Below are 4,023 nucleotides of genomic sequence, written 5' to 3' on the forward strand. Positions count from 1 at the left end.
AGCTACCTCGCCGGCGTCCACCTCCGCGCCGCAATGATCTGGATCGACGACCTCCTGAAGACCGCCGACTGATCACGACATCACACAGGCCCTAGAAGCCGTAGTGGGCGATCTCTCGGTTTCGTGTCAGTGCGATGGTGACAGTGGCGTCTCTGCTCGGCGATGGATGCGGACGCAGGTCAGGGTGGGGTTCTGCTGTTCGTGCTCACTGTCACGAAGGTGAGAGAACGGTGCCTGTTTACTGTCATCTGGTGAGAGATCCGCAGGTCGTGCACTGAGACGAAAGCGAGAGATCGCAGTCAAGCAGACGGTCGGCTCCGGCCGGTGACAGGAGGAGTCGTTTCGGGAAAGCAAGACTGCCTCGGTGCACGGCGTGGCTTCTTCGAGTCGTTCCCGGACTACCGGAACGTCTTCGCCTCGCTCACCGCATGGGGCGACGTCGTCACGGCCGTCGGGCACTCGCTGTGCTCGGAACCAAGCCTCGCCGGACCGGCCCTCTGGACCGCCACGATCCGAAACGGCAAGGTCGTCCAATGGCGCGTTTACGCGGACACTCCGGAGGTTCGGGAGCAGCTGGCGGTTCAGGACAGCCCGTAGCGTAACGAGCTCCCGCAGACCACGGCTGCCTGGGGGCTCCGCCCCAGCCCCCGCGGTGCGCCTCCGCGTACTCGCACGCTGTGGTTCGCGCGGGTTCCCCCGATGAAGGAACGGCCGGTGCAAGCGAGCGGTTCCTGAACAGGCAGCCGCTGCCGGCGCCCAAAGGCCGACTGTTGGAGGATCCGCGCCGGCCCGCCCGGCCGCCGGAAGCGTCGGCGGTCAGGCGGTCACGGCAGCCGCGGTCGACAGGAGTTCGGGGAGGGAGCCGGTGAAGTCCGGGAGCAGGAGGAGTGCCGTCGCCCAGGCCTCCGGGTCGGTGCCCAGCTCCTCCCGGGCCAGCCTCCGGGCCTCGCAGTACAGCGGACGCCACGAAGGACGCTCCACCTCGGACGGGTGCGAGTGCAGGCCGACGAGGAAAGAGACGACCCCGGGGGCCGGGCGGCATCGCCGCACGACGTCGACGGCAGACAGGCGGCCGTCCTGAAGCGCCCGGGCCAGCCATGGCATGCCGTCGGCGTCGCCGTCCACGGGCCCGGCGCCCAGCGCGTCCAGGAGGAGCGGCCGTGGGCAGTCGTCCCGCTGGGCGAGGGCGCACAGCAGGTCCGCCGACAGCGGTTCGTCGGCGTGGGCCTGCAGCAGCTGCGGCCAGGGCAGGGTGGTTCCCTCGTCCGCGAGGTGACGAACCCGTTCGGCAACCGATTTGGGGGCCGTGCGACGCAGCAGGGACACCAGCCGTCCGGGTTGCTCCTCGGCGGCCAGGCGGGCCCGGAGCAGCGCGAGTCCGTCGGGCGCGGCCAGAGCTTGGCGCACGGTCTTGTGCGTGGCTGCGGGCAGCGGATGCTTGGCGCCGCTGGTGCGGCCGGGGAACTGCTCCTCCTCCATGAGTGACTGGACCGCCCGCGGACCGTGCTGCTCCCACAGCCGGATCAGCATGCGTAGCCGGCCGCCTTCCGTATGGGTCCTGATCCTGGCCAGCACCACCCGCAGCACCCGGGGGTCGCCGGACAGCAGGCCGGCACTCAACCAGTTCCGGTGGTGCCGGAGGTCAATCCAGCCGAGTTCGTCCAGGAGTCCGTCGGTGACGGGCACATGGCCGCCCCGCCGCCCCCGGCCCGCCAGGATCCGTGCCCGCTCCTGCCAGGCGATGGCACCGTAGAGGTAGAGCTTCTCGTTGACCTCCGGGTCGTCGAGTTCCAGCAGTTCCTCGACGATCTCGCCGGGCAGGTCCCAGCGGGAGGCGTTGGCCAGGTGGGCGGACCTGCCGTGGACGGCGATAATGCGTGCGCGCAGCCGCGGTGAGGGAGCGCCGAAGACGAGCAGGTGCTGGACGGCCCGACCGTCCAGGTAGGGCACCAGGGCTTCCTGCGCCTCCTCCTCGGCATACTCGAACAACCGCTGGAAGAGACCGCGAGGGCCCTCCGGCTCCCGGGAGGGGAAGGCTGCGCCGGTCGCACGGGGCCATGACGGGGCCCGGCTGCTGCGCGCGGCGTCGGCGCAGGCCGCCGCCACGAGTGCGGTGGCCGTCCCTTCGAACCGGCTGATCCGCCGGTAGAGGGCGAGCCAGGCCGCGGGGTCGGCGCCCATCGGGGCCGTCAGTTCCCTAACGGCCTTGCGGACCGGTTCATCGCCCTGTGGCAGGCATTGAAGGGCCTCGGCGGCGGGCGTCACGTCGGTCAACACCTGCTCGGCCGACAGCCAGCCCTCGGCCAGGCCGCGCCGCAGGACATCGGGTACGTAGGACCGCTCGTCCGCGACCTCGGGCCCGGTGAGCGCGGACAGCGGCAGCGGGCCTCTGCCCCGCACCAGCGTCGTCCGGGGATCCGCACGCAATCCCTCGACGGCCAGTTCCTGCGGGCAGCCCGGCAACTGGTTGAGATCCATGACCGCGGAGGCGTCGAAAGGGCGCCTGCCGTGCTCGGCGCGGACCAGATCCCAGTCCGGAAGGACCCCTGCCGGTATCTTCCAGCCGCTGTGGAGACGGACGAAGTACATCAGTTCGTCGGTGGGCGAGATGTCGCCGTCGAGGAGCGCACCGGGATCGGGCGCCGCCGCAGCGCGGCGCAGCAGGGCGGCGAGGCCCGGGTGGCTCAGCCCGCCCTCCGCCTCGGCGAGTGCGGCCAGTGCCGCCAGCTGCTCCGGGCCGCCGTGCTCGAGCAGGGTGCGAGCGGCTCGCAGCACCATCGGCAGCGGTGCGTCGTGACCGCAGTGACGCAGGGCATGCAGCACCAGCTCGGGGAAGGGCGCGCAGAGTGCCGGAGAGAGTTGCGCAAACCAGGTCTCGCCGAGCAGTTCGTCGACCAGCCCGCCCGGCGCCCGCCATGCCCGGTCGGACGGGTCCGCGGCCATCAGTACGGCCGCCCGTATGCTGTCCCCGCATCTACGGGACCACCGCTCGGCCTCATACAGCGCACGGCCCACCTCGGGATCGCCCAGCCGCGCCAGGCGCAGACTCTGACCGGGCGTCGCGTTCCGCGCCAGCGTCACCTGCAATTCACGGTCGCCGGAGGCGAGTACCGCGTCCACGAGGCGCCGGGGCAGGGGCCACCAGTGACGCAGGAGATCGAGCGTCTCACCCCGCAGACGCCGGACCAACACGTCGGCCGTCGACGGCTCCGCCAGACGGTACGTGGACGCAAGCGCGGCCAACTCGATGTTCCCCACCCGAAAACCCCTCACCTCATGCCAGTAACCCAGACGCTATACGCAGGGTGTGACATCGAGTCCTGCGCCTTCTGGCAGCAGCCGCGGGAGGCCGCGACGACGAGGGCATGGGCGTCCTGGCCCGTGGCCGGACGGCAGGAGACCTCGACCGCGTTCGTGACCTGATCCCGGGCGACTGGCTCAACGACGACCACTGACCACGTCCAGGACATCTGTCACCCGGTCTGCCCACCCCGGAGCTGGCCCGAGGGCTGCTGTTCGGCGCAAACTGCCGAAGGCCGCCGCTTCCCTCACCGATGGTGTCGACGTCGCGTCAGGCGGTGCCCGTCACCTCGGACCCGCGAGCCCCCGTGCGGTTCTCCGCAGTCGAAACCGTCGGTATTGAAGTTGTGCAGGACGTCGCGGACCCGATCCGGGCTGGTGAACGTCACCGTCGCGACCTTGGCGACGGACATTCCCCTGCGCGGACAACAGCACCACCTGGGCACGCCGCCAGGTCACCACCGACCCGGTTGCCCCGGCGAATGATCCGCAGCAGCCTCTGGCCCTCATCGTCGTCAATCTCCCGCACCCGCACCCGTTCAGCCACCAGGACAGCATGGCCGACGCGCGCCGTCCGGGCCTGTACCCGGACGGCGCGTCACAACGGGGCGAACGTTGTCTGATGCGGCACTAGGGCCTGTGTGATGTCGTGATCAGTTCCTGGGTTCTGTCCTGTTCGCAGGTTGGAATCCGGTAGGACTGTGGTCGTGACACGCAGGCAAC

General features: G+C 70.5%; 1 protein-coding gene and 1 pseudogene. Both read right to left on the bottom strand.

Going from position 1 to position 4,023, the window contains the following annotated elements:
* Positions 1–816: 816 nt before the first annotated feature.
* On the bottom strand, positions 817–3,258 hold the full coding sequence (locus ACGFYQ_RS42075) for a hypothetical protein (RefSeq protein ID WP_393752643.1): 2,442 nt from the start codon (positions 3,256–3,258) through the stop codon (positions 817–819).
* A 365-nt stretch (positions 3,259–3,623) separates the two neighbouring features.
* Positions 3,624–3,847, bottom strand: a pseudogene (locus tag ACGFYQ_RS42080) (helix-turn-helix domain-containing protein); the annotation flags it as partial.
* Positions 3,848–4,023: the final 176 nt, after the last annotated feature.

The sequence above is a fragment of the Streptomyces sp. NPDC048258 genome (genome assembly GCF_043201995.1).
Lineage (GTDB): Bacteria > Actinomycetota > Actinomycetes > Streptomycetales > Streptomycetaceae > Streptomyces.